The sequence below is a fragment of the Opitutia bacterium ISCC 52 genome (genome assembly GCA_014529675.2).
Classification (GTDB): Bacteria; Verrucomicrobiota; Verrucomicrobiia; order Opitutales; family UBA2995; genus UBA2995.
In genome coordinates this window covers 563,763-583,828 of record CP076040.1, presented here as the reverse complement: position 1 = coordinate 583,828, position 20,066 = coordinate 563,763, and the positions used below count along the sequence as shown (strand labels likewise).

At 47.2% G+C, this 20,066-nt stretch carries 18 protein-coding genes; 2 read left to right on the top strand and 16 right to left on the bottom strand.

The genetic code is table 11. The annotated features are described in order from the left end of the window. Positions 1 to 109 precede the first annotated feature (109 nt). From ahcY to GA003_02525, 3 genes are all read right to left on the bottom strand, one after another. Complete coding sequence (ahcY, locus tag GA003_02535; protein ID QXD28874.1) at positions 110 to 1,426, bottom strand: adenosylhomocysteinase; 1,317 nt, start codon at positions 1,424 to 1,426, stop codon at positions 110 to 112. Positions 1,427 to 1,433: 7 nt separating this feature from the next. Beyond that, the gene (gene metK, locus GA003_02530; GenBank protein QXD28873.1) at positions 1,434 to 2,600 is read right to left on the bottom strand and encodes a methionine adenosyltransferase; all 1,167 of its coding nucleotides are present in this window, start codon (positions 2,598 to 2,600) and stop codon (positions 1,434 to 1,436) included. A 153-nt stretch (positions 2,601 to 2,753) separates the two neighbouring features. After that, complete coding sequence (locus GA003_02525) at positions 2,754 to 4,544, bottom strand: phosphoenolpyruvate carboxykinase (GTP) (GenBank protein QXD28872.1); 1,791 nt, start codon at positions 4,542 to 4,544, stop codon at positions 2,754 to 2,756. 450 nt (positions 4,545 to 4,994) lie between these two features. On the opposite strand from GA003_02525, the gene GA003_02520 reads away from it, so the two are divergent. Next, complete coding sequence (locus GA003_02520; GenBank protein QXD28871.1) at positions 4,995 to 6,173, top strand: amidohydrolase; 1,179 nt, start codon at positions 4,995 to 4,997, stop codon at positions 6,171 to 6,173. Here the strand turns inward: GA003_02520 and GA003_02515 are convergent. The 11 genes from GA003_02515 to GA003_02465 form a co-directional block, all read right to left on the bottom strand. Continuing rightward, the gene (locus GA003_02515; GenBank protein ID QXD28870.1) at positions 6,170 to 7,345 is read right to left on the bottom strand and encodes a pyridoxal phosphate-dependent aminotransferase; all 1,176 of its coding nucleotides are present in this window, start codon (positions 7,343 to 7,345) and stop codon (positions 6,170 to 6,172) included. The two genes, GA003_02520 and GA003_02515, sit on opposite strands and share 4 nt — an antisense overlap. Positions 7,346 to 7,485: 140 nt before the next feature. Continuing rightward, entirely contained in the window at positions 7,486 to 8,232 is a 747-nt protein-coding gene (locus tag GA003_02510; GenBank protein ID QXD28869.1) for a CopG family transcriptional regulator, read from the bottom strand. 271 nt (positions 8,233 to 8,503) lie between these two features. Then, the gene (locus GA003_02505) at positions 8,504 to 9,364 is read right to left on the bottom strand and encodes a hypothetical protein (protein ID QXD28868.1); all 861 of its coding nucleotides are present in this window, start codon (positions 9,362 to 9,364) and stop codon (positions 8,504 to 8,506) included. A gap of 45 nt (positions 9,365 to 9,409) precedes the next feature. Then, positions 9,410 to 9,877 (bottom strand): preprotein translocase subunit SecG, encoded by a 468-nt coding sequence (gene secG / locus GA003_02500; protein QXD28867.1) that lies wholly within the window; start codon positions 9,875 to 9,877, stop codon positions 9,410 to 9,412. A 69-nt stretch (positions 9,878 to 9,946) separates the two neighbouring features. After that, positions 9,947 to 10,903, bottom strand: coding sequence for a ParB/RepB/Spo0J family partition protein (locus tag GA003_02495; GenBank protein QXD28866.1), 957 nt, complete (start codon positions 10,901 to 10,903; stop codon positions 9,947 to 9,949). Positions 10,904 to 10,913: 10 nt separating this feature from the next. Next, positions 10,914 to 11,537 (bottom strand): LysM peptidoglycan-binding domain-containing protein, encoded by a 624-nt coding sequence (locus GA003_02490; protein ID QXD28865.1) that lies wholly within the window; start codon positions 11,535 to 11,537, stop codon positions 10,914 to 10,916. A 37-nt stretch (positions 11,538 to 11,574) separates the two neighbouring features. Then, positions 11,575 to 12,600, bottom strand: a complete 1,026-nt coding sequence (gene fmt, locus GA003_02485) for a methionyl-tRNA formyltransferase (GenBank protein ID QXD28864.1) — start codon at positions 12,598 to 12,600, stop codon at positions 11,575 to 11,577. A 58-nt stretch (positions 12,601 to 12,658) separates the two neighbouring features. Further along, entirely contained in the window at positions 12,659 to 14,050 is a 1,392-nt protein-coding gene (der, locus tag GA003_02480) for a ribosome biogenesis GTPase Der (protein ID QXD28863.1), read from the bottom strand. A gap of 116 nt (positions 14,051 to 14,166) precedes the next feature. Beyond that, entirely contained in the window at positions 14,167 to 15,291 is a 1,125-nt protein-coding gene (locus tag GA003_02475) for an aminotransferase class I/II-fold pyridoxal phosphate-dependent enzyme (GenBank protein ID QXD30322.1), read from the bottom strand. A gap of 47 nt (positions 15,292 to 15,338) precedes the next feature. Then, a complete protein-coding gene (locus tag GA003_02470; GenBank protein QXD28862.1) occupies positions 15,339 to 15,821 on the bottom strand; it encodes an Lrp/AsnC family transcriptional regulator in 483 nt (160 codons plus the stop codon). A 97-nt stretch (positions 15,822 to 15,918) separates the two neighbouring features. Continuing rightward, entirely contained in the window at positions 15,919 to 17,238 is a 1,320-nt protein-coding gene (locus GA003_02465; protein ID QXD28861.1) for a S41 family peptidase, read from the bottom strand. On the opposite strand from GA003_02465, the gene GA003_02460 reads away from it, so the two are divergent. After that, the gene (locus GA003_02460) at positions 17,237 to 18,262 is read left to right on the top strand and encodes an SAM-dependent methyltransferase (protein ID QXD28860.1); all 1,026 of its coding nucleotides are present in this window, start codon (positions 17,237 to 17,239) and stop codon (positions 18,260 to 18,262) included. The genes GA003_02465 and GA003_02460 overlap by 2 nt on opposite strands. A 94-nt stretch (positions 18,263 to 18,356) precedes the next feature. Here GA003_02460 and GA003_02455 read toward each other — a convergent pair whose 3' ends face one another. Together GA003_02455 and GA003_02450 are read right to left on the bottom strand one after the other, a co-directional pair. After that, the gene (locus tag GA003_02455; protein ID QXD28859.1) at positions 18,357 to 18,572 is read right to left on the bottom strand and encodes a hypothetical protein; all 216 of its coding nucleotides are present in this window, start codon (positions 18,570 to 18,572) and stop codon (positions 18,357 to 18,359) included. 232 nt (positions 18,573 to 18,804) lie between these two features. Beyond that, on the bottom strand, positions 18,805 to 20,001 hold the full coding sequence (locus GA003_02450; protein QXD28858.1) for an FIST C-terminal domain-containing protein: 1,197 nt from the start codon (positions 19,999 to 20,001) through the stop codon (positions 18,805 to 18,807). Positions 20,002 to 20,066 lie beyond the last annotated feature (65 nt).

Sequence of the window (20,066 nt, the reverse complement as noted above, 5' to 3'; positions counted from 1 at the left end):
AACGACATCCGACAGAGGGAGGCCTTTCAAGGGCAAAGATAATGGGCGGATAAAAAGAAGCCGAACTCTCAAGAGAACTCGGCTTCTTCAAAAAATAAACCAGATTCGACTAGTAACGATAATGATCGGGCTTGAATGGGCCCGCAACTGGCAGGCCAAGATACTCAGCCTGCTCATCGTTCAGCTTGGTCAGTTTCACACCCAGCTTGTCCAGGTGCAAGATAGCAACCTTTTCATCCAAAGCCTTGGGCAATACGTAAACCTTGTTTTCGTATTTGTCTGGGTTAAGAAATAGCTCAATTTGAGCTAATACTTGATTGGTAAAACTAGCACTCATCACAAAACTCGGATGACCAGTAGCACAACCTAGATTCAACAAGCGACCTTCAGCCAAAATGATAATGCGTTTACCATCAGGATAATTTACTTGGTCAACCTGAGGCTTGATGTTCAAAACAGAAATCGACGGATCGTTCAATACCGAAGCAACATCGATTTCCAAATCGAAGTGACCGATATTACCCACAATCGCCATGTCCTTCATCGCGTCCAGGTGCTCACGGCGAATGATGTCTCGGCAACCTGTCGTTGTAATAAAGATATCTCCAATTGGTGCCACTTCCTCCATAGTCGTTACTTCATAGCCTTCCATGGAAGCCTGCAAAGCACAGATGGGATCGATTTCGGTCACGATTACACGAGCACCTTGTCCGGCCATCGCTTGCGCGCAGCCTTTGCCAACATCACCGTAACCAGCGATAACGGCTACCTTACCGGCGATCATCACATCCGTGGCACGCTTAATGCCATCGAGTAAACTTTCGCGACAACCATATACGTTGTCGAACTTTGACTTCGTGCAGGAGTCATTGACGTTAAGAGCTGGGCAGCCCAATTCTCCACGTTCTTCCATTTGGTAGAGACGATGCACTCCAGTGGTAGTTTCTTCTGAAAGGCCACGGATGTCTTTCAATAGCTCTGGATAATCTTTGTGAACGACAGCGGTTAAATCTCCACCATCATCCAAAAGGATATTCGGGCCAGATCCATCGGGCCAGCGTAAGGTCTGACGGATACACCACTCATATTCCTCTTCTGTTTCACCCTTCCAAGCGAATACAGGAGTTCCAGCAGCAGCGACAGCGGCAGCAGCAGGATCTTCCGTAGAAAAGATATTACAAGAGGACCATCGAACAGAGGCGCCCAATTCTTGTAGCGTTTCAATCAAAACCGCAGTTTGGGTTGTCATGTGCAAACATCCGCAAATGCGAGCACCTTTAAGAGGCTTATCTTGACCGTACTCTTCGCGAAGAGCCATGAGACCGGGCATTTCCGGCTCAGCCATATCAATCACCTTTCGACCCAATTCGGCCAAGGAAATGTCTTTTACCTTATAGTCAGGTTCTAGTTCAGTTTGTGTATCCATAGAAAATTTAGGCTAAATGGTTGGTCAATTCGTCGACCTTGTTGGTTTGTTCCCAAGGTAACTCTTCTTTTCCAAAGTGACCGTAGTGAGTTGTGCTCCGATAAATAGGACGCAGTAGATCCAATTGTGATACAATCTCCGCCGGCTTGAAGCTAAAAGTCTTTTTAATGGCTTCTACCAAAACTTCATCGGCCACCTTTCCGGTGCCAAATGTATCAACGGCCATACTCACAGGAAGCGGATAACCGATCGCGTAGGCCGCTTGAAGCTCAGCACAGGTCGCGAGCTCGGCAGCAACAATGTTCTTAGCAACCCAACGTGTCATGTAGGCCGCAGAACGGTCTACCTTCGAAGGATCCTTACCGGAGAAAGCTCCACCACCGTGTCGTCCCCAACCTCCATAGGTATCAACAATGATCTTGCGACCCGTCAATCCGGCATCTCCTTGAGGCCCCCCTTCAACAAAGCGGCCAGTCGGGTTAATAAGATACTGCGTATCGTCTGTCAGGAGTTCAGCAGGTAGTACTGGCTTTACAACCTTCTCTACCACAAAGTCATGAATAAAAGCGTGATCAACGTCATCCGTGTGTTGTGTTGATACAACCACAGCCGTAATTCCGACCAACTTATCGTCTTTGTATTCGACTGATACTTGTGACTTACAATCGGGGCGTAGCCATCTTCCTTCTTCGGTGCGGCGCACTTCGGCAAGCTTACGATTCACTCGGTGAGAATACATAATAGCCGCCGGCATCAATTCTGGCGTCTCGTCGCAGGCATAACCAAACATGATTCCTTGGTCTCCTGCTCCCTGCTCATCGGTATCTTTTCCCTCAGCTGCGGAAGCGTTTACACCCTGCGCAATATCGGGAGATTGTTGTGTCAGAGCGTTGGTGATAAAAACTTTATCAGCATGAAAGACATCGTCGTCGTTCACATAACCGATATCGGTGATGGCCTGACGCACGACTTGCTCGTAATCGAATTTTGCCTGGGTGGTAATTTCACCAGCCAAGAATACACAGTTACTTTTCACGAGGGTTTCGCAGGCTACACGGCTAGTTGGATCCTGTTCAAAACAGGCGTCCAATACGCTGTCAGAGATATAATCCGATACTTTATCCGGATGTCCTTCGCCGACAGATTCAGAAGAAAATATGAAATCCTTACTCATAGGGGGACTAATAAGTGCAGTTTAGAAGAGATTATCAAGTAAAATATCATCATATCAGGATATAATGATATGTTTATTGTAAAACCTCCTAAAACAAAAACGCACTCCACTGTTAGAGGAGTGCGCATCCTATTTTCCAAAATAGAATTCTGATCAATAGCTTCCAATTAGAAGCTCACGCAGAAAGATCATTTCCTTAGGTAATCGATCGAACAATTGCAGAAAAAGCTCCTCATGTTGAAGGGTTTGCATCTTCAATTTATCTCTATCGATGGACATCAGATCGTCCCACTGCTCTTTGGTGAAATCGATACCACGCCAATCAATATCTTCATAGTGTGGCATCCAGCCGATAGGCGCCTCAAAGGCCCGCGTGTTTCCATTGGTTCGTTCAATAATCCACCGAAGGACACGCATGTTTTGACCAAAGCCAGGCCACAACCACCGACCATCGGGGCTCTTACGGAACCAATTCACATGAAAGATCCGAGGTGGCTCTTTGACCTTTTTCCCCATATTCAACCAATGCCGGAAATAATCCCCCATATGGTATCCAATGAAAGGAAGCATTGCCATAGGATCGCGACGCAACTTCCCGACCGTTCCTTCAGCAGCGGCCGTGAGTTCAGACCCCATGGTGGCACCTAAATATACGCCGTGAGTCCAATTAAAACCTTGGAACACCAAAGGCACGTCATTCATCCGCCGTCCACCAAAGATGAAGGCAGAAATCTTTACTCCATTCGGATCTTCCCATGCCGGATCGATGGTGGGACACAACTCAGCTGGAGCGGTGAACCTGGCATTCGGATGAGAAGAGGGCTCCTCGCTATCGGGTGTCCAATCTCGACCTTTCCAATCGATCAAATGAGCGGGAGTTTCTTCCGTCATACCTTCCCACCAGATATCGCCATCATCGGTCAATGCGCAGTTGGTGAAAATGGCATCTTTCCTAGAAGAGGCCATGGCATTATAATTGGTTTCATCCGAAGTTCCTGGAGCTACACCAAAGAATCCTGCTTCCGGATTGATGGCATACAAATGCCCGTCATCTCCCGGTTTGATCCAAGCAATGTCGTCACCAACGGTGGTAACTTCATAACCTTCCATCTCTTTGGGAGGTTCGAGCATGGCAAAGTTGGTCTTTCCACAAGCACTCGGAAATGCAGCGGCGACATAGGTCTTTTCACCGTTAGGCTCTTTGACGCCAAGGATCAACATGTGCTCTGCAAGCCAGCCTTCGTCCCGAGCCATGGCGGAAGCAATCCGCAAGGCGAAACACTTTTTACCAAGTAAGGCATTTCCACCGTAGCCACTTCCGATGGACCAGATCAATCGATCTTCGGGGAAATGGGCAATATAGGTATTTTCAGGATCACAAGGCCAAGGGACATCATCCTCCGGCTCCAGAATCGGTTTACCAACTGAATGAACACAGCGAACAAAAAATCCTCGATCGCCTAAAGCCTCCAAAACCTTAGTTCCAATACGGGTCATGATCCGCATGTTACAAACCACGTAGGGAGAATCAGAGATTTCCACACCAATTTGGGAAATAGGAGATCCAATAGGCCCCATGCTAAAAGGAATGATGTACATGGTTCGCCCACGCATGCATCCATCGTAGATCTTCAACAGCTTGCGCTTCATGACGCGGGGTGCTTCCCAATTATTAGTAGGGCCAGCATCCTCTGGATTCACCGAGCAAATAAAAGTCCTGCTCTCCACACGCGCGACATCTCTAGGATCAGATCTGAACAGGAAGCTGTTGGGACGCTTTTCTTCATTTAGCCTGATAGCGACACCTAAATCCTCCATTTGATTCATCAGGGTGTCATATTCCTTTTGAGACCCATCGGCCCAGTATACATTGTCTGGTTTGCAGACGGATTTAACATCTTCTATCCATTTAAGGAGGCGGCGGTGTTTGGTGGGAGGATTCATTTAATATTATTTATTCTTATATTATTCACCCATACTATTAGTAATACGAATGGTAAAGAAAGTCGAAATGTTTTTTTTACCCCTCATATTTAGGCTGGAAGACCTCGACCTTACAAAGCTCCACTTGGGTAAAAGACTACGCCGCCAAATGACTTAAGAAATGAGCCTCGGAAGATACTCTTCCGAGGCTACATAGGGATGGGTTTTGGGAGGAGAAATGTTTCTTAGAAAAATTTAGCACAGGTTGTACGCCCTCGTTATGGTAATTTTATAGCATCGAGCAGAATGAGTGCCAAGCCAGAATTCATGTAATCTACGCATTTTCCTAGTTCCTCATCCTCCCACAATCGCTTTTCCTACTCGACCGAACCGAACTTTCCACGAATCAAAAAGTAGATGATTGCAAAGCGTTCAACCTCTAGAAAGGTTCTTATTAACACTTTCAAAGCCATGTCTTCTGTCCAACCCATCATTGATCGTTACCTACCAGAGATAATTGAATTTCGGCATGATCTGCATCGAAATCCAGAATTGGGATACCAAGAAACGGAAACAGGAGCCAAGGTTGTCAAACGACTGAATGAATGTGGAAGTTTTGAAATCCAAACAGGCGTCGCCCAGACGGGAATTATTGCCACCCTAGGGTCAGATAAGCGAGGACGCGCCATTGCCCTTCGTGCAGACATGGATTGTCTCCCTATTGAAGAGAAGTCGGGCAAGGCTTGGACATCAGAAAAACCAGGACTCATGCATGCTTGCGGTCATGACGGTCACACCAGCTGCCTCTTGGGCACAGCGTTGGTTTTGTCAGAGCTTTCTGATTCCTTAAAAGGGCCCGTTAAATTTTTCTTTCAACCCGCGGAAGAAGGTGGAGCCGGTGGGGAGAAAATGGTCGCGGAAGGTGCTCTTAAAAACCCAGATGTAGACATGGTCTTCGGCCTGCATGGCTGGCCATCCATAAACCTGGGCGAAATCACAACTTGTAAGGGCCCCATGATGGCCAACGCAGATGAGTTTGAAATCACTATCCACGGACGCGGAGGTCATGCAGCGAGGCCACAAAAATGCATAGACCCTATCCTGGTAGGCAGCCAAGTGGTACTCGCCCTGCAATCAATTGCTTCTCGAAGCACGGCACCCGAGGATTCCATCGTAATCACCGTGGCGCAGTTTCAAGGTGGATCCGCATTCAATATCATCCCAGATTCGGTCTATTTGAACGGGACCATAAGAACACTCTCCACTGAAACGCAGCGAATGGTTTTTGATCGTATTCGTACCATAGCTACAAGTACCGCTGAAGCGATGGGGGCAACTGCTGATGTGAATCTCATCGAAGGTTATCCAGTCCTTTCCAACGCTCCAGAAGCAGTCGACTACCTAGAGAGTGCATTCAAAGAAATAGAAGATTCGGTAACTCAAGTGGAATCCGTTTTCCCTCAATTAGTCGGTGAAGATTTCTCCTACTTCGCGCAACAGTCACCTGCCTGCTTTTTCGGGTTAGGTTTAAAACCACCTGAGGCCGACCGATTCCCACAGCTTCACCAAGCAGACTTTGACTTCAACGATGACGCCCTACCAATCGGTATGCGGTGCTTTTCGGAATTGGCTTTACGATTTTGGGATTAGAAACTCGCGCAAAAGTCTTTGAGGCGATTAAGGCCTTTCTCGATGATTTCATCCGAGGTGGCATAACTCAGACGGATATAGTCATCCGCTCCAAAACCACTACCAGGCACTACAGCGACTTTTGCCTCTTCCAATAGCCGAGCCGCAAAATCATTTGAGGAAAGTCCAAAGGAAGAAATGTTTGGAAATAAGTAAAAGGCACCTTGGGCTCGCAGACATTTGATTCCATTAATTCCATTTAAGCCATCGAGCAGGTTCAAACGGCGACGATCAAAAGCGACCAGCATCTCAGCGAGAGCGGCTCGAGCCAGGTCGGGCTTCTCCAACGCAGCCAAGGCACCCCATTGGGCAAATGTGGTAGCATTCGAACTGGTCTGACTCTGAATACTTCCAATGGCCTTGGCAATTTCCAGGGGAGCATGCAAAGCGCCTAAGCGCCAACCCGTCATAGAGAAGGTTTTACTAAAACCTCCGACAGTAATGGTGCGAGCTGCTGCTTCAGCCCCAAAAGAAGCTGGGGAGGTATGGCTCAAGGCATCATAATAAAGATACTCATAAATCTCATCTGACATTAAGTAGAGATTATGTTTCACCACTACCTCCATAAGAGCCTCGAGTTCCTCCTTGGAATATACAGCACCTGTAGGATTGCTCGGGGAATTGAGAATTAACAACTTGGACTTTTCAGAAATGGATTCTTCAAGTTGTACCGGCGTGATCTTGAATCCTTGCTCGTCACCTACCTCGATTATCTTAGGAGTCGCACCGGCAAGTTTAACCATTTCCGGATAACTGACCCAATACGGTGCGGGGATGAGGACCTCATCTCCGGGGCCGCAGGTAGCTAGAATTGCTAGATAGCAGGAATACTTTCCACCGGGTGAAACAATCACCTCGGCTGCTGAGGCATTTTCTATTCCATTGAATGAACGATACTTTTCAGCCAGAGCGGATCTTAGAGCTGGCACACCTGAGGAGGCAGCATACTTCGTCTTACCCTGATCAAGTGCTTCCTTACAGGCATCCTTAATAAAAGCTGGAGTATCAAAATCGGGTTCTCCCGCTCCGAATCCCGCAATATCTTCACCAGAAGCAATGAGCTCCTTTACGCGTGCATCGACGGCTAGAGTTGGTGAAGGTGAAATATTACTCGCCCAAGGAGATAGTGTCATGAATCAGTCGTTTGAAGTGGATATGCAGAATTTTTAAGCGGTGTATGAGATAAGCTTTATTTCAGCCTATCAAGAAAAAGTACAAAAAAACGCGAGCAACCTTTGAAGGCTACCCGCTTTGTGTAGAAATTAACTTAAGCTTACTTTTTCTTGGCTCTTTTCTTGGCTCTTTTCTTAGCGGCTTTTTTGGCAGCTTTCTTGGCAGCCTTTTTTGGAGCAGCCTTCTTGGCAGCCTTCTTTGGTGCAGCTTTTTTCTTGGCGGCTTTCTTAGCGACTTTCTTAGCGGCCTTCTTAGCGGCCTTCTTTGGAGCAGCCTTTTTGGCAGCTTTTTTAGCAGCCTTCTTTGGAGCAGCCTTTTTGGCAGCTTTTTTAGCAGCCTTCTTTGGAGCAGCTTTTTTCTTGGTGGCTTTCTTAGCGACTTTCTTAGCGGCTTTCTTAGCGGCTTTCTTAGCGGCCTTCTTAGCGGCCTTCTTAGCGGCCTTCTTAGCGGCCTTCTTTGGAGCAGCCTTTTTGGCAGCTTTTTTAGCAGCCTTTTTCTTGGCCGCTTTTTTAGGTGCAGGAGCAGCCGGAGCTAATGAGCCAGCAGCCATTCTTTTAGGCAAAGACTCAACACTCAAACGAAGCAACTCACCAACACTTACCTTGAGTTTCTTTGAAGCACGAAGGAGCTCGGTTTTTGCTTTGTTAGAAAGACGAACTGAAATTTGCTTGCTAGACTTCGGTTCAATTTGAACTCCAGAAAAGTCAAATTGTTGAAGGGCATATCGAATCACTTCACTCTTTGAAGCGGCGCCGGACCGTTTCTGAAGGGTTTCGATTTTGTCCAATAGCTTTCCTCCGATATCGAAAGTCAATGGCGCTGTTGCGGATTTCTTTTTAACTGCCATGATTATATTACCTTTTTTGATTTAGTGGTTAATAAGTAACGTTGTTGTTGTTTAATTTTAGTAGGAGTTTTTAACTGATTCTGTTTTATGTTTTCTGATTGTTGTACCCATTGCAAGGTAGCATTTGCCTTTTATCTATCGAATTCTTCAGGTGTGCAACCATAATTCAACTACAGCTTCCCATTAGGAGAGAATCCCCTAGTAAATTTCAACACGGCTAAGAGTTTTTCTTACTTCAAACTTAGGCAAATAATTCATCACTTAAGCCACCTTACTTTACTTCTTTGTACCGAGATAGTGGAATTTCGGGTACACTCTCAGGAATAACTCCGCGACCAAACGGATGATCACTGAAATCAAGATGCACGGCTGCTTCACGGATTCTCAAGCGCGTCTTATCTCGACCCACTTCATCCAAGAAGTCGAACGTCTTGGGCAACCATACATCGTCCACCTTTTTAATATCAATCAATCGGAGCGATTTAATGACCAGGTCATCAGCGGTCACATACTCGGCCTTAAGCAAAGCATTAAAACTTTCATCCAGAAACACCACTACCCCATACAAGCTAAGCGAGTTGTTTTGAAAAGACTCAGGGGCTGTCAAAAGAAAGGCATGGGCAACTCGACTGTTCACTTTGGTCACGCCTTCGTAAGACCAATCCTTCCAGTAGATAAACGGCATCATTAAGTCGAATGCAGTCAGTGTAATCTGATCGTCTACTGTTTTGAACCAATCCAATACGTCTACCATTGCCCATCGTGCCTGCGCATTTTGTTTTTTGGAAACAGATGCGAAGGGTCCGCTTTGCAGGTAGAGCTGAGATTCCGAATCTCCATGGATTTTGATAAGCGATACAGGTCCCCCCAAGCCATTGGTTCCCCATAGAGTTCCTTCAATCTCCTTTCGCTTGCCGCGACGGGGAATATACTGGAGTGAATATCGGAGACTGATATCTCCAACGACCCACATCCGTCTGAAATCGATCAAGCGTTGCCGTCCTTCTTCGAGATCAATCTCTCGAAGGATTTCTATCTTTGGTCGCTTGTTGGCCCGCTGTCCAGACACAGGGGAAGTCACAAGAGACAGAATTACCGAAATACTTAGGGCGGTATAGATTGCGCGAATCATAGTGCCCTGAGACTCCGACGCTCTAAGCATGTTGCAGAAGAAGCGCTACTGATTTACTGTTTCTTCGACTTCAGCCTTAACATCTTCGGCGGCAGCTTCCAGTTCTTGCCCGGCGGCTTCAGCTTGCTCAGCGGCCTCTTCCTGGCCTTCACTCAACTGTAAAATCTGCTGTAAGGCACTTTCAGCTTCAGGTGCATTTGAGGCTTCGGCGGCAGCTTCATCAACGATCTCACTGAGAATGCTTTCACTGCCCTCTTCTGTCTCACCCTTCATGGAAGATAGGTTTCCAAGATAAAGACCGAAAGTTAGCACGAAAAACCCAATGACTGCGTAGATGGTAATCCGGGTCAACAGGGAGCTGGTTTCGGCTCCTAATGCCGCCTCCATAGAACCTCCACCTAATGCAGCGCCCATACCTCCGTCACCTTTAGGTTTTTGAACCATCACAACGAGAAGTGTGAAAAGACAAAGGAGAACCAGAACGAAGCTGAATATAGCGATTATAATAGTCATGTGAATGCTCTTTGGAAAAAACGGGCTAATTTGCTCACCGAGTTCCTACAGTGCAAGTCAAAAGCATACTTACCCTTCAACCCCCATTTCTTCGAGTATACGCGCCAAATCATCGTTCCCAAAATACTCGATGACGATTCGGCCTTTTTTCGGACCATGCTTGATCGCAGCTCGGGTTTTAAACCGCTTTGAAATTTTGTCTTGAATCTCACGTACCGCGGCCGTCTCACTGGCAGGTCGACTGGTATTGGACTTGGAAGAACTCTGCCCACGAGATTCTTTGATTTGCCGAGCGTATTTCTCTGTATCTCTCACACTGGATCCCTCTTCCACCACACGACGGGCAAGCATGGTACGTTGAGCCGGTTCCTCGACTCCGAGAAGTACTTTGGCATGACCAGTTGAAAGGTGGCCTTTTCTGAGAAACCCCTGAATTTCCTTTTCAAGCTGAAGCAATCGGAGGGCATTGGCAATCGTAGCTCTCCCCTTCCCCACGCGTTCACCTACTTGCTCTTGGGTAAGGTCAAAGTCACGTAAGAGGCTTGCATAGCCAAGCGCTTCTTCAACCGGGTTCAGGCCTTCTCGCTGCAAATTTTCAATAAGGCTCAAGGTCGCTGAAGAGGCATCGCTCGCTTCCACCAGCCGAACGGGAATCGTTTTCAGCTTCAATTGCTGGCAGGCACGCCAACGCCGTTCCCCAGCAATCAATTGATAATTTTTGCCAACTTGTCGTACGACCACAGGCTGGAGCAATCCTTCAGAACGGATACTCTCAGCCAGCTCATTTAAATGGGCTTCGACGAAATCACGGCGTGGTTGGTAGGGATTGGGCTCGATTGCACTGATCGGCAATTCGGCAAATCCTGCGGATGTATCTTCCTGAGGTGCCGGTTTGTCCTTCGCCTTAGCCGGAGCCTTTTTAGCAACTGCCTTCTTCGCTGTTTTCTTAACGGGTTCGGATTTGGAGACGCCTCCTGAGATGAGACTTCCGAGTCCTCGACCGAGGCCTGTTTTGCGTTTCGCCATGAGCTATAAATTATTGATTATCGATCGGAATGAAGAGTTCTCTGCCAACTTGCAGCCGATCGGGATTCGGAATTTTGTTAGCATGCGTAATGTAGGAAATTTTCGATCCGACCTCCGAAGCAATCTTAGACAGGGTATCTCCTGATTGTACTTTGTAATAGATGCCCGTCTTCGGGAAACTGTTGGGGTCCCACTCAGTGATAACGGGAGGTGCGGCAGAGCTAGATCCACGGGAGGAAGCTCCTCCTTGATTCACCTGATCAGCCAAACCCTTAATTTGTTTAGTAATTTGTTTCGCGAGTTCTTCACGCTGCGCTTTGCTCAGGCGATTAAATTCCGCTTTGAGTGAGGCAAGTTCCTGGCGAAATACCACGTCACTCACAGCTGCAGCACCTTGAGCCTCCAGTTTTTTCATTCGCAACTCGAGCGTCTCGTTCTCACGAAGCAGTCGCTCCACCTCAAATCGCATTTCCCCAAGTTGCTCTTTCAATAGCGCCACGTCCTGAGAAAGGCTCGCCCGAGCAGAACCACTTGGGCTGGTCATGCGCGTCGGCTGGGAATAGCCCTGACCGTGGGCACTAAGCAGAGATAATGTAAGGGATAAAATAGTGAGGCAGATACTGTTAGGTTTCATGATAAAGCTCCTTAAAGGTCAGAACACCCATTTAATACTATGGTTTCGTATAAAGTTGAAAGACTCTTTTATGAGAAACCGGTTTTGGCGATACGAGTGAGTGCATTTCCCTACTTAGAAAGCGTTCACCGGAAGCAATAGGGTTTCCGAGTAAAAAGGCTTCAGCAGGGAGCATTTTCCCTCCCGGTCTTTGTAATTGTAGAACTCGAAGCACGCCTTGCCCCGTTCCTATTCTCACACAGCTAGTGTCTCCTTCAAATACAACTCCAGATTCGAATGATTGGTCCGCATCTTCGAAAGCAGCCAAGCCAAATTTGATCATGACACCATCGAGCTGGGCCGAGCAACCTGGCCAAGGAAACAAGCCGTTGATTCGATGAGCCAGATATTCTGCGGATTTCGAAAAGTCCAATTGCCCATCCTGTTTCACCAGAAGCCTACAATAACTGACTTCCTCGTCGTTTTGCTCAGTTGATAAAATAGACCCATCCAACATCGAGGATAAGTTCCGCTCCAATACTCGTGGACTTGCTTCGGCCAGTTTCTCCCGAAAGCCACCGCCGGTTTCGATATCTGAGATAGAGATGGACTCACGATCAAAGACCGGACCCGCATCCATTTTCATGACTAATCGCATGAGACTGACTCCACTTTCTTTGTATCCACTGGCAACCGCCGTTTCGATAGGCGAAGCGCCACGAAGCGCTGGAAGTAAGGACGTATGGATATTATAAATACCCAGCTTAGGGAGCTCTAGCACTGGCTTTGGAAGCAAATGGCCATAAGCCATTACTAAGATCAAGTCGGGGTTTAGCTCAGATAGTTCTTGTATAGCCTGCTCATCAAACTGTTCCGGCTGAAATACTGGAATCTCCTTTTCCTGAGCCCAGACCTTGATTGCATTGGGCTGAATCTTTTTCCCACGACCTCGCGCTCGATCAGGTTGCGTGTAAATCGCAGTAAGGACTACCCTCTCTCTTTCTTCCCACAAATACTCCAAGATCGGAAGCGTGATAACATCCGACCCCATGAAAACCATTTGCTTGGGCGCGGGAGATGACATGTGTGATTCGGGAAACTGGGTTTACGAAATAAATAATCTTCGCGGCCTTCAATAAAGACTAGGAAAATTTTTTCGGCGGTTTCTTTCCTTCGAGTTCAAAGAGAAGCGGGCAGCCTTGTAATTGAAATTCCTGAAGTAACTTAGCCTGAAGATAACGCTTATAAGAGTCATCCAGTCGACCAGCCTGATTACAAAACAGCTTAAACTTAATCGGCCGGGTGCTAATTTGAACTGCGTAGTACACCTTGAACCGGATCTTGGTAATGAGCCGAGGAGGATTCCGATCCATGAAACGCTTGAGGGCAATATTTAGACGCCCCGTCTGAACCTCGGAAAATAATCTTTGATAGATCACTGAGGCTTCCGTGAGGATATCATCAACTCTCAATCCGGAGAGTGCTGAAACAAACAAGATGGGTGAGTCAGGCAAAAAGAAGATTTCCTTCCTCACAGACTTCTCAAATTTTTTCTGAAAATCCACGAGGTCTTTGTAACCTGGCAAGGTGTATTCGCCAAAGGTCTCCACAGCCAGATCCCACTTGTTGACCAGGACGATGATGCCTTTGCCCTTATTCAGGATCTGCCCAGCAATCAATTTATCCTGCTTGGTGACACCTTCCATGGCATCGAGCACCAGGAATACAACGTCGCTGCGAGCAATCGTCTCGTCGACTCGTACCGATGAAAAGTACTCCACTGGATCCGTTACTTTGGTCTTTCGTCTCAACCCGGCCGTGTCGATCAGACTAAACTCAAGTAGATCGCCAGACTTGGACTGAAAATCCAAATCCTGACTAATGGCATCGCGAGTCGTGCCGGCAATATCACTGACAATCATTCGCTCTTCTTGAAGAAGGGAATTACAAAGGGAAGATTTCCCTACATTGGGTCGTCCAACGAAAGAAATTCGAATTCTGGAATCGGACTCTATTTCTTGCTCGGGTACCGTCCCAAGCGTATCGGCAATAAAAGTACGTAGCTCCTTAATGCCTCGTCGGTGTTCAGCCGACGTAAACATAAGGCCTTTCAGCCCCAGTTTCTGAAACTCATGGATTTTAAAATCGTGTTCTGGACCATCAATTTTGTTTACGACCACCCAAGCCGGTTTTCCGCTGGCACGCAGATGCTCAGCAACCATTTCATCCAAAGGAGTAAGACCATCAAGACCGTCCGTCACAAAGAGAATCATGTCGGCCGCCTCAATCGCGAAATCGACTTGCTGTTCTGCCGCCTTTTGAATCAGGGCAGGTGTCATTTCAGGCTTAATACCAATGCCACCCGTATCCATCAAGGTGTGCCCAGAATTCAGATCGTAGGACACCACGTCGCGAGTCACCCCTGGCATATCGTGTACAATAGACAATCGCCGCCCCGTAACCGCATTAAACAAACGGCTCTTACCAACATTCGGACGGCCCACCAAAGCTACACTTTTGCGCGTGAATTCCATGAAAAAAGCTGCCTGTGGTAACAGGTCCCCAGAAAATAACCAACTTAAAATAAAAAATCGTCCAGTTCGATGTCTCGTGCGACTTCGAACTATCTGAGAGCAATGAGCACTGAGTGCTACAAGCCCTGGACAAATGAGTCGATCAGATCGGTCGCTTGAATTAGATTTTCATAGCTCGTCGAATAGCTGCATCGAATAAAACCTTCACCACTGTCACCAAAGGCATCTCCTGGCACGGCAGCCACACGTTGCTCTTCAAACAACTTGAAAGAGAAGTCTTTCGAAGTCATGCCCGTAGACTGGATCGAAGGAAATGCATAAAAGGTTCCATTCGGCAAATGACAGGCGAGTCCCGATTCATTCAGCTTACGGACAATGAGGTCTCGACGACGCTGGTACTGCTCTTTCATTCGAGCAACCGCATCCTGTCCATTTTCTAATGCCTCGATTGCAGCTTCCTGACTTAAAATCGGAGCACAAAGCATGCTGTACTGGTGGACCTTCATCATAGCCTCGGTCAATTCCGGATTTGCACAGGCAAAACCAATGCGAAATCCCGTCATGGCAAATGCCTTGGAGCAACCATGCAAAAGTATGGTGCGATCCCTCATACCCGGCAGACTGGCGATAGAAGTGTGCTTTCCTTCAAAGGTCAGCTCAGCATAGATCTCGTCGCTGATTACAAGCACGTCTTTCTCCTGCGCGAAGCGGGCGATCTCGAGCAATTGCTCACGAGTCACCGTACCTCCGGTCGGGTTGGTCGGGAAATTGAGCAACAGGGCTTTTACGCCTGGCTCCCAATGATCCCAGAGTCGTTGCGGATCCAGAGCAAAATTATCTTCTTCTTTGGTCGCAACCTTCACGCCCACCCCATGCGTCATCAAAACCGATGGATGATAAGACACGTAGCAAGGCTCGTGGTACATAACCTTGTCTCCAGGATTAACCACTGCCCGCAGGGCAATGTCCAAAGCTTCGGATACTCCAACCGCGATCAATATTTCGCTCTCTGGATTATACTCCACTTCAAATTCTTTGGCCATGTATTTGGACACAGATTTGCGCAAGCTGAGTAGTCCCAGATTGGAGGTGTAACTCGTCTTCCCCTTCTCCAATGCATAAATAGCCGCTTCACGAATATGCCAGGGTGTCACGAAATCGGGTTCACCAATTCCAAGTGAAATCACATCGTCCGCCGCTTGCACCAATTCAAAAAAATCGCGAATGCCGGATTTTGGCATATCGCGAACATGATGGGCGACAAATGAAGTTGTTTCTTTAATCGTGTTCACGGGCTAATTTTGGGTTTCTCAGAATCTTCCGCGGTCCCCGGCAGGAGGTAGCCCTGCTCTTTATAGGCTCGCAATAGAAAATGCGTTCCGGTGGATAGGACACCTTCGATCGAAGCAAGCCGCTCCGATACAAATCCTGCAACTGCCTGGAGGTTACGTCCTTTAACAACCACCAGCAGATCGTAGGCGCCAGACATGAGGTAACAGCTTTCCACCTCGTCAAATCGGCTGATTCGATCAGCCAGTTTATTAAAACCACCTTCGCGTTCAGGTTTAATCTTCACTTCGATCACCGCACGCACCAGGTCTTCCACATCCTTCGTCGGATTCAAAATCGGACGCCACCCAAGCAGGATGTCTTGATCCTTGAGAGCTTGGAGATGCTTCTCGATCTCTTCCTCAGAATAATTTAACACCTCAGCCATCTGCCGGGTGCTTAATGACTCTCCTTCGACGAGTAATTGTAAGACCTTTTCCATAAAAGCCGCAGACCCTAGAGAACTAAATTTCTGAGTGCACGAAAAATTTGTGTCGGAAAATTGTAAAATAAACGAGCAGGACAAACGCCCCGAATGCTTACAAAACCATGCGATTTCTCACCACTTCCAAGGCTACATCGAGCTGTTTATCCGGCACTGGCTCAAATCCGTATTTTTCCAGGAACGCCTCTTCACCGAGGGACTCAAGATATCGACGCTGAACAACGAGCTTATTGAGCTCCTCCTCCGTTTGCGGAACTACCACGTCCGGTTCGATTCCCTGCTTATGAATGACGCGTCCGCTCGGAGTGAAAAACATAGCGGTAGTCAATCGCATGGCATCACCACTTCTGTATTGGAATATAGTCTGCACCGAACCTTTGCCAAACGTTTTGGTACCAACCAGCTTGGCCCGGCCAATATCCTGCAAAGCGCCCGCAACGATTTCGGAAGCACTGGCACTGCCTTCATTGACCAATACAACAATCGGGTATTCTCCCTTCCTAGCAGGCGTACTCGCCAGGTAGGTTTTATCCTGCGATTCATCTTTGCCTTTGGTATAGACTACCGTTTCGCCTTTTCCGAAGTACTCACCAGCAATGTTGACAGCTGCTGAGAGCACACCCCCAGGGTTATTCCGCAGGTCGAGTATGAGGCCTCGAAGATTGTCTTTCTCCAATTTGTTAAGTGCCAAAACAAATTCATTATAAGTCTTCGTCCCAAATTGTGTGATTTGAATATAACCGACCCCCGGCTCGATCATACCTACTTCCCGAACACTATGTACCTTGATCACCCGTCGGATGACCTCCATATCGATGACGGCCTTGGTCGAAGGACGGAATACTGAGAATTCGATGTTACTACCAGACGGACCTCGTAACAGCTCGACCACCTCCCGATATCGCATCCCATCCACAGACTGTCCTTCTACTTGCACAATCTGATCACCGGGAAGTATACCAGCCAGTTCCCCAGGGCTCCCTGCAAATGGGGATACAATCGTGACTCGATCGTCTGCCCACTCTACTTCTACACCGATGCCACCATACCGTTGTTCAGTTTCTATTTCAAATTCCTCAGCGTCCGAATGAGGAAGATACTCTGAATTCTCATCCAAAGACCGAAGCAAGTTATCTATGGCATTCCCGGTCAGTTCACTTGAGTCGACTTTGTCAGCATAGACATAGTGATCCGTGACCAGGCGCAGTGTTTCTTGAAATTGGCGAGACTCCTTGCGATAACCAATCGAGAACCAGCCTCCAAAAATCTCCCCCAGAAGGGTCACCACACTTATTGGAATCAGGAAGGCAACAGTCAGGTATATAATTAATCCTCGTCTCATAAAAAGAACCACTTTGTATGGTATGTCTTTAATTTGCCCGAATTCATCCACCTTTTTCAAGCTTTGAGACATGAGCCAACCGATTGAGCATCCCATATCTGAAAAACTAATTCAGAAATTGCGATCGCTGGCCGCAGAAAACGGCAGGCTCAATTACCAAGCATTTATACAATCCGCCCTCTACGATCCGGAATGCGGTTACTATAGCCGAGCAATTCAACGCGTAGGCCGCAACGAAGACACTGACTTCTACACTTCGCAAAGCCTGGGACAGGTCTTCGGGCTCCTAGTCGTCGATGCTGTCAAAAAACTACTCGAAGAAAATCCCATCAGTCCCGTGGCACTTAGCGATTGGACCTGGGTGGAAGTGGGATACGAAAGCGATGCCGGTTGGTGGGACGATACAGAGTGCCCGTTTAAAGAGATTATTCGAATCGGCCCATCCGACCCCATAGACATATCCGGACAATGTATTGTATTTTCAAATGAGCTATTCGATGCACAGCCTTTCCATCGTCTCTTACATATAGAGGGTCAATGGCGCGAACTCGGGGTCGATTGCTCAGGCCCAGAATTGAAAGAAACGATTCTGGAGGAGTTCTCCAAGGAAGTGTACGCCTTTCGTCATCAATTGCCTTTAGAAGCCGAAGAGGGGTACTCATTGGATCTACCTCTGGCGACAAGGCCATTGCTTCATCAATTAACCAATGAGAATTGGGATGGGTTATTTATCGCACTCGACTATGGAAAAACCTGGCCCGAGCTTGCACGAGACTTCCCGCAAGGCACAGCACGGGCCTACTACAAGCATGAACAATCCTCAAATTTGCTTCAGCAACCAGGGCTCCAAGACATAACCTGCCATATTTGCTGGGACTGGTTGAAGGAGGATCTGGAAGAAGCAGGCTTCGAAAATTGCCGCCTCGAAAGCCAAGAAGCTTTCTTTGTAAAAAACGCCGTTCGCAGAATTGAACAAATAGTCACTGCCAAAGCGGGAGAGTTTGATCCTCAGCGCCAAACACTCATGCATCTTATTCATCCAGCAACTATGGGGCAGCAATTCCAGGTGCTGTCTGCTTATCGCGGGAGTAAGTAAGGGGGCGTAGGATGGATGAGTACATGAAAAAGGCCGTCCCGAAAGACGACCTTTTTAATCCTATCTAGTGTTAATCAAGTGAGCGCACAGCGGATCAAGCTGCGTCCTCGGTAGCCATCCTCTTTTGAGCGATGAAACCGATCAATAAAATTCCGCCGATAATTCCAATCGCGAGATCGTTCTCGCGGAAAAAGTTTAAAAAGTCGCCATTCATTTGGACGGACAGGGAAGCCATATCGAAGGACATAATGGATATCGCACAGGATGTCAGGATTAATGTGGCGATCAGGATTTTAAAGAGGGTGATCATCGTTTTAAGTGTTTTTGCTTCGGTTCAATGGTAAACTTCAAAAATAAATTATCAAATTTATCGACGAAAGTCTATAAGTATTTCCCCTATATGAACCTAGTATTTACCTCTTGTTTACAATACTTAACACCCTTATGCAGCCAATAAAAACACTATAACCCTTTATAATCAAGGCTTTCAGGATTTTTTAGAGTTTCCCCCATACTAATAAGGGGTTCTCGTTTTTTACATTTTAAGTCTTATTAGTAAAAACACTTAATACAGCCGTGTAGCCATGTACGAAATTCACACCCCCGATGGCCCCAAATTCACCATTTCCAAAAAAGCCACTTACTCCAAAGGGCCCCAAATGATCCTGGATACTACTCGCGTCGAAATCCGGTACCTTAAAGAAGCTCTTTCCACGCCCTGTACAAGTAGATAATAGGCCTCCATAGAGTTTACGGCCTTTCAGCATCTGGACCATCTTCTCCAGCTGATCGTTCAATTCATCCATAGCGGAGTGACGATCTCGGAGTTGGAATTGCAAGGTTTGACCAACTCTAGGAAGCGCACCCACGAGCAAAGACCCTCGCTTTGGATCCGCACCGATAAGATTCCTTACAAGGAAATCACCTCTATCAAATTCTTGCTGATACTCATTGATGACAAAGCCTACGTGTAAATTGCCTCGAGATTTCAACTTCAAAGCATCGGGAAGGTCATCGAAAACATCACTAAGAACTTCGTAGGCCTTTCGATTCGCGATCCCATCAACCACATTGTTTTCAGCTGAAGTGATGATGAAAGAATCTCCTACGGGCTGACATCCCTGAGAAACTAGAGATTCAATAACGACGTCCCCACCTATGGCGACCCCAACAGCCCCGCTATCAATAACCTGGTGATTTAAAAATAAAGTGGTGGTTTCAATTTCCCGAGTTCCACAAGCCAAGCCACCCAAGACGGGCACTCCTGAAAACCTACGGTTAAATTCGACCAGCATTTGTTCGGGATGAGTCGAGAAAGGGTCAGCAAAGACCACAAAAGCGTTTGGCGATTTCTTTTCCAACTCCTCGAATACTTTTCCATCCTCAAAGTCGGGATAATCGTCGGTCATCTCACTTTTAAGATCAAAGGTATCGATGGTAGCATTGGGCAGCCGATGCAATGAGAGCGTCACACCTTCGCTGAGCTCATATTCAAATCCCTGACTCACAAGAGAATTTCCAGTACAGCCAATCAGGTTAGGCACCTGACAATGAATTTGGATAAGCTCTAAAATGTCCTGGAAAGAATCCTGGTATTCAGGTGTAGCAAAGACGAAGGCCAGATCGACCTGTTCCGAGATCAAACGTGTTCGAAGTTTTTGTGCCCACTCCTCTAATCCGGCCTCTTCAAATGGGCCATCCCAATGATCTGAAACTGCATAGGTGGAAAGATTGGACATGGTTCTAAGGATAATAGAGGCAGTGGTGCCTCTTTTAATTATAAGCTTCTATGATGCCACCGCTT

What these genes read in the sequence shown, in the direction of transcription:
- GA003_02465 (QXD28861.1), bottom strand. Translation starts at nt 17,238, where the DNA reads ATGTCTCAAAGCTTGAAAAAGGTGGATGAATTCGGGCAAATTAAAGAC.
- GA003_02495 (QXD28866.1), bottom strand. Translation starts at nt 10,903, where the DNA reads ATGGCGAAACGCAAAACAGGCCTCGGTCGAGGACTCGGAAGTCTCATC.
- ahcY (QXD28874.1), bottom strand. Translation starts at nt 1,426, where the DNA reads ATGGATACACAAACTGAACTAGAACCTGACTATAAGGTAAAAGACATT.
- GA003_02515 (QXD28870.1), bottom strand. Translation starts at nt 7,345, where the DNA reads ATGACACTATCTCCTTGGGCGAGTAATATTTCACCTTCACCAACTCTA.
- GA003_02475 (QXD30322.1), bottom strand. Translation starts at nt 15,291, where the DNA reads ATGCCAAAATCCGGCATTCGCGATTTTTTTGAATTGGTGCAAGCGGCG.
- der (QXD28863.1), bottom strand. Translation starts at nt 14,050, where the DNA reads ATGGAATTCACGCGCAAAAGTGTAGCTTTGGTGGGCCGTCCGAATGTT.
- GA003_02505 (QXD28868.1), bottom strand. Translation starts at nt 9,364, where the DNA reads ATGATTCGCGCAATCTATACCGCCCTAAGTATTTCGGTAATTCTGTCT.
- secG (QXD28867.1), bottom strand. Translation starts at nt 9,877, where the DNA reads ATGACTATTATAATCGCTATATTCAGCTTCGTTCTGGTTCTCCTTTGT.
- GA003_02510 (QXD28869.1), bottom strand. Translation starts at nt 8,232, where the DNA reads ATGGCAGTTAAAAAGAAATCCGCAACAGCGCCATTGACTTTCGATATC.
- GA003_02460 (QXD28860.1), top strand. Translation starts at nt 17,237, where the DNA reads ATGAGCCAACCGATTGAGCATCCCATATCTGAAAAACTAATTCAGAAA.
- fmt (QXD28864.1), bottom strand. Translation starts at nt 12,600, where the DNA reads ATGTCATCTCCCGCGCCCAAGCAAATGGTTTTCATGGGGTCGGATGTT.
- GA003_02520 (QXD28871.1), top strand. Translation starts at nt 4,995, where the DNA reads ATGTCTTCTGTCCAACCCATCATTGATCGTTACCTACCAGAGATAATT.
- GA003_02450 (QXD28858.1), bottom strand. Translation starts at nt 20,001, where the DNA reads ATGTCCAATCTTTCCACCTATGCAGTTTCAGATCATTGGGATGGCCCA.
- GA003_02525 (QXD28872.1), bottom strand. Translation starts at nt 4,544, where the DNA reads ATGAATCCTCCCACCAAACACCGCCGCCTCCTTAAATGGATAGAAGAT.
- GA003_02470 (QXD28862.1), bottom strand. Translation starts at nt 15,821, where the DNA reads ATGGAAAAGGTCTTACAATTACTCGTCGAAGGAGAGTCATTAAGCACC.
- metK (QXD28873.1), bottom strand. Translation starts at nt 2,600, where the DNA reads ATGAGTAAGGATTTCATATTTTCTTCTGAATCTGTCGGCGAAGGACAT.
- GA003_02490 (QXD28865.1), bottom strand. Translation starts at nt 11,537, where the DNA reads ATGAAACCTAACAGTATCTGCCTCACTATTTTATCCCTTACATTATCT.
- GA003_02455 (QXD28859.1), bottom strand. Translation starts at nt 18,572, where the DNA reads ATGATCACCCTCTTTAAAATCCTGATCGCCACATTAATCCTGACATCC.